Source organism: Microcoleus sp. D2_18a_D3, assembly GCF_036702455.1.
Taxonomy (GTDB): domain Bacteria; phylum Cyanobacteriota; class Cyanobacteriia; order Cyanobacteriales; family Microcoleaceae; genus Microcoleus.
Genome location: NZ_JAUBTK010000178.1, coordinates 1 through 4049, shown reverse-complemented (window position 1 = coordinate 4049; position 4049 = coordinate 1). Strand labels below are relative to the sequence as shown.

Genomic DNA, 4049 nt, shown 5'->3' with positions numbered 1-4049 from the left:
TGACTAATGACTAATGACTAATGACTAATGACTAATGACTAATGACTAATGACTAATGACTAATGACTAATGACTAAAGCTAGCGACGATCCTCTGGCCCGGACAACCAGTCTAACAATGTAGGAGCTTCACGCCTAGAGGTTTTGCTATATAGTTTGCTCTCCCTTTCCACTACTTCTTTATTGAGGATAGCATCCGAGGTTTTCTCCTTGGAACGCATATTCGGGTTGAGTAGTAATTCGTTGTGCCACCAAGCGACAATTAAACCTGCTGCCACGCCACCAATGACACCAAAGCCAAGACTCAGGGGCAGCGTAGCTCCTACTAAGCGAAACCCAACGGTAAACAACACAAACCATATCAGCGCGGGGCTAAACCCCTTGGAGTCTCCGGTAAATTTTGGCATAAGCTGCAAGTTTTTTTTGTAATAATACAGAAAGATATTGACAATATTAGCAGACAATCAAATTGGCAAGGGCGATCGAACTGCAACTACTCCCCACAAATCAAGTTTAATTGTACCTCTAAGTCTTGCAGGGTATCTACAATGTTTACAGAAATTTGCTCTAATTCTGTAAAAGGTTCAAAAGCTGCTTGCTGCGAACTCAATAGTTCTGCCGTCGCGTCGGCAATATCGCCCCGGCGGTGTTGCAGTCGTTCTCGCAATACTTCAAGTGGTGCGGTGCAGTAAATGATTTGCAGGGGCAAGCCGTGGGATTGAGCCTGATTAATCGCATCGGTTCTCAAGTTTTGGCGATCGAACTTTGCATCTAAAATCACATCCCAACCTCGCTCAGCCAAAATTATCCCCAACTCTAACAATCTACCATAAGTCTGTGCCGTCATTTCATCCGAGTACAAATCTTGCCCGCCACGTTCATTTAAAGGAATTCCCCCTAAATGTTTGCGAACCGCATCGGATCGAATGTGAATTGCCCCAGTGCGGCGAGCCAAATATCGAGCCGCTGTACTCTTGCCCGAACCAGACAAACCAGACATCAAAGTTAACTTTCCCTGGCGCGGTTTTGTGTATTGCCAAGCCAGTTTATAGTAATGAGCGGCAGTCTGTGAAATCTCTGCTTTTTGGGGAGTTGAAATAGCGGCATCGTCCAACATTAACGAAGTTACTTTTGCTCTAACATAAGCTTGACGGCTCAAATACAGAGGCAACAGTTGCAGTCCTTCCCAATCCCCTGTTTGTTCGATGTAAGTATTGAGAAAAGCATTGCCTAAGTCTCTGCGCCCCCGCGATTCCAAATCCATTACTGTAAAAGCGACATCGTACATGACATCAACAAAGCGAAAAGGCTCGTTAAATTCAATGCAGTCGAACAGCAAGATTTTATCTGGCCAGAATGCTATATTCCGCAAGTGCAAATCTCCGTGGCACTCGCGAATTTTATTATTGCCAATCCGGCGATTAAATAATTCTTGATTTTTTTCAAAAAACGCATCTGTATAATCTTTATTTTCCTGAAATTGTGCCTGAGTCTGCGGCCCGCCGATATATTTTTGCGAAATTAGGTAATTGTTGTTTATTGTTGCCCCAATCTGACTGACTTCGCCAAATGTGCGAATGTAGCTATTACTAATTGCCGTGCTGTGAAACTTGGCAACTTCCCGCCCTAAGTCTGCCATAAGTTGCTCGGTCAACAGTCCGCGTTCCAACAAACTGAGCAACAGCGAATCTTGAGGGAATTCTCGCATTTTCAGCACGTATTCTACAGCAATTTCGGCGGAATTAATAGCAGGTAAGCTGCTGCCTAATTGAAACGAATTCCCAATTTTAACAATTGGCAAAACTTCTAGATAAATTTCCGGTGCAGTGCGTCGGTTCAGCAGCAATTCTTCGTTGCAGAAATGCTGCCGTTTCTCCAAAGTTGAATAGTCCAAAAAGCCAAAACTGACGGGTTTCTTGATTTTGTAAGTATAATCTCCTGTCAGCAAAACAAAGGAAGCATGAGTCTGAATTAGCTGCACTGGTTCTGTCACCCCGTGCGGGTAAAAACCGGGCTGCAACATTTGCTGAATCAGAGGTGGGAGACAAGTCATAGCGATTTTAGATTTTGGATTTTAGATTTTAGTTTGGGGATTTTGGATTGTGAATTTTAGATTTTAAGTTGGGGACTTTAGATTGGGAGTGGGGATGTTGACTTTAATCCGATTTATTATAGAGTTGATAGTTAGTGTAAAAAAAAGCAGCGATGACAGAAAATAATCAAGAATCTGGTTCCGTGGATGTGTTTGGCGTGGGAAATGCCCTTGTAGACATCCTAGCATTGGTGGAAGATGAATTTGTACTCGGCCACGGGCTGAATCGCGGCGGGATGACGCTGATGAATTCGGAAACGCAGGGGGGGATTTTGCACGATTTAGAGCACAATTCGCTGCAAATGCGATCGGGCGGTTCGGCGGCAAATACGATGATTGGTTTGGCTCAGAGCGGCGGTAAAGCGTATTATTCGGGGAAGGTTGCTAAGGATACTAACGGCGAATTTTATCGGCAAGATTTGCTGGCGGCGGGGATTGATTTTAATGTGCATCCTGCTGCTGAGTCGAAGGAACCCACTGGTACTTGTGTTGTGCTGACTACGCCGGATGCGGAACGCACGATGTGTACTAATTTGGGGGTTTCTACTACTCTGGCTGCGACTGATATTGATGTCGATCGACTGGCTCACTGCAAGTACAGTTATGTTGAGGGCTATCTTTGGGATGCTCCCGATCCGAGAAAGGCTAGCATTGAGACGATGGAACAGTCTAAGCGTCTGGGTGTGAAGGTGGCTTTTACTTTTTCGGATGGCTTTTTAGTCGATCGATTTGCTGATGATTTTCACAAGGTGGTTTCGGAGTATTGCGATGTAATTTTTTGCAATGCTGATGAAGTTCGGAGCTTTTTTAAAGAGGAATCTTTGGAAGAGTGCGCTCGGAAAATGAGCGAGATTTCTGATTTGGCTTTTATCACTAATGGGGATAAAGGCTGCATGGTGGTGGAGAACAAACAGATTGTTGATGTGGCTGGATTTCCGGTAAAGGCGATCGATACTGTGGGTGCTGGAGATGCTTTCGCGGGCGGTGTTTTGTTTGGAATTACTAACGGTTTGAGTTCTGCACAAGCGGCTCGCTGGGGCAATTTCTTGGCTTCTAGGGTGGTGCAGATTCACGGGCCTCGGCTTGAGGGTTCTCAGGCTCATCTTTTGAGTGAGGTGATTTCTGCTTAGGAATTGAAAAGGGCGATCGCACTTTTTGTCGTAAGGGCGATCGCTCTTTTTTTAACCACAAATAGAGGTTGGCTGAGTGCGTGGATTGAGTGATTTTGAGATAATTTGTCTTCCACTTTTAGCCTGCTTTTTCTGCCAATCTGCAAACATAGCATCCAAGTCGTAATTGAATGACTTAGCGTGTTGTTCGCGAATTTGGTGAATTTTCTCCACGATCTCATCTTGCCACATAAATTCAACCTCCTAGTAGTTCGTAAGGCGTACAAATGATCGGTAATTGGTATCCCAAATCCAAACTAATTTCTGCAAGTTTTCTCTGAATTTGAGCGTTAGCGATATGCTTACAGTTCCATGTTAGCAGGTAATCTAAATCGTAAACGGTAGCTGCCGCAATATGAACCGCATCAGCAGCAGCTTTAGGCGGAAGATTGCTTCGTGTGAGAAATTGTCCTGCTAAGTCTCGTACAGCTTGATTGAGTTCCAGCAATGGAAAGTCGCGAAGTATCTCCAAACGTTGAGTCGCAATCTCTGAGTCACCTTCTGCTATTTCGTCCAAAACAACTTGTGAGATGTAGAGCCTGAAGTTGCTTCGCCGAAATTCCCACCAATCTCGTGTTACCTCAATGTTTGCAGCTATAATCAGGTTTTTGGTGGCTCTAGCGGTGAGGTAGCCCAAGATACTGGTTTCGATGTAGACTGTTTCACTCATACGTAATGGATGATCGCAAATTTCATGTTAACCATACCATGTGGGAGCATCCCGGTTTTGTAAATATCCGAATAAGTGTAAAATAGTTAAAATCAATAAAAGCGTCAAAAAAAGTCGAG

Annotated in this window: 5 protein-coding genes; 1 reads left to right on the top strand and 4 read right to left on the bottom strand. The window is 44.3% G+C overall.

All coding sequences use genetic code 11. The features are described 5' to 3' along the window. Window positions 1–79: 79 nt before the first annotated feature. Both QUB06_RS34190 and QUB06_RS34185 read right to left on the bottom strand, forming a co-directional pair. Window positions 80–406: a hypothetical protein gene (locus tag QUB06_RS34190; RefSeq protein WP_333439238.1), complete on the bottom strand. Its 327-nt coding sequence runs from the start codon at window positions 404–406 to the stop codon at window positions 80–82. Window positions 407–492: 86 nt separating this feature from the next. After that, window positions 493–2052, bottom strand: coding sequence for an AAA family ATPase (locus QUB06_RS34185; protein ID WP_333439236.1), 1560 nt, complete (start codon window positions 2050–2052; stop codon window positions 493–495). A gap of 152 nt (window positions 2053–2204) precedes the next feature. Here QUB06_RS34185 and QUB06_RS34180 point away from each other — a divergent pair, with 152 nt between their 5' ends. After that, on the top strand, window positions 2205–3221 hold the full coding sequence (locus QUB06_RS34180; RefSeq protein WP_333439234.1) for an adenosine kinase: 1017 nt from the start codon (window positions 2205–2207) through the stop codon (window positions 3219–3221). Window positions 3222–3272: 51 nt separating this feature from the next. On the opposite strand, the gene QUB06_RS34175 is transcribed toward QUB06_RS34180, so the two are convergent. Both QUB06_RS34175 and QUB06_RS34170 read right to left on the bottom strand, forming a co-directional pair. Then, window positions 3273–3452 (bottom strand): hypothetical protein, encoded by a 180-nt coding sequence (locus QUB06_RS34175; RefSeq protein ID WP_333108531.1) that lies wholly within the window; start codon window positions 3450–3452, stop codon window positions 3273–3275. A gap of 4 nt (window positions 3453–3456) precedes the next feature. Continuing rightward, window positions 3457–3930, bottom strand: coding sequence for a type II toxin-antitoxin system VapC family toxin (locus QUB06_RS34170; RefSeq protein WP_333439232.1), 474 nt, complete (start codon window positions 3928–3930; stop codon window positions 3457–3459). Between the last annotated feature and the right edge of the window lie 119 nt (window positions 3931–4049).

Coding starts and splice junctions, on each gene's coding strand:
- QUB06_RS34180 (WP_333439234.1), top strand. CDS start 2,205: ATGACAGAAAATAATCAAGAATCTGGTTCCGTGGATGTGTTTGGCGTG.
- QUB06_RS34170 (WP_333439232.1), bottom strand. CDS start 3,930: ATGAGTGAAACAGTCTACATCGAAACCAGTATCTTGGGCTACCTCACC.
- QUB06_RS34190 (WP_333439238.1), bottom strand. CDS start 406: ATGCCAAAATTTACCGGAGACTCCAAGGGGTTTAGCCCCGCGCTGATA.
- QUB06_RS34175 (WP_333108531.1), bottom strand. CDS start 3,452: ATGTGGCAAGATGAGATCGTGGAGAAAATTCACCAAATTCGCGAACAA.
- QUB06_RS34185 (WP_333439236.1), bottom strand. CDS start 2,052: ATGACTTGTCTCCCACCTCTGATTCAGCAAATGTTGCAGCCCGGTTTT.